Genomic DNA, 449 nt, shown 5'->3' with positions numbered 1-449 from the left:
AGACATTTCCATTCGGGACGCGATGTCTTAACCATAAACAACTTAGCGCTGTGAAAAGCATGCTGGCCGCAACGCTGACAGGCACCCACGAGAGCCCATAAACAGTAAAAAAAACACCGCCAAGTGTTGACGTTAAAATAAAGGCTGAAGAGCCAACTGCTCTTACCCAGCCGTAATTTTGAATGGATTGTTTATCGCGTTTAAGCAGATACGACTCCGACAGCGGCAGTACGACCATCCACAGTCCGCCGAACGAGATGCTTAACGCGATAAAAGTGAACAGCGAAGCGGGTAGAAAATAAAACAATAGAGTGCTGACTGCTGCTGAAAAACTGAGCAGTGCGGCCAGTCAGATCGGTTTGCTGATCGCGGCAGCTTATTGGCCTCAGATTGTAACCGGGGTATTGATCACCTATGCCGCCGACTGGCGCATCGATCAAATCTACCTG

1 pseudogene is annotated in these 449 nt (G+C 49.0%); it reads right to left on the bottom strand.

Annotated elements, in window-relative coordinates:
- Positions 1–307, bottom strand: a pseudogene (locus AC0L3U_RS38475) (hypothetical protein); the annotation flags it as partial.
- Between the last annotated feature and the right edge of the window lie 142 nt (positions 308–449).

The sequence above is a fragment of the Bradyrhizobium sp. Kon69 genome, assembly GCF_055807515.1.
This window is presented reverse-complemented; position numbering and strand designations above follow the sequence as displayed.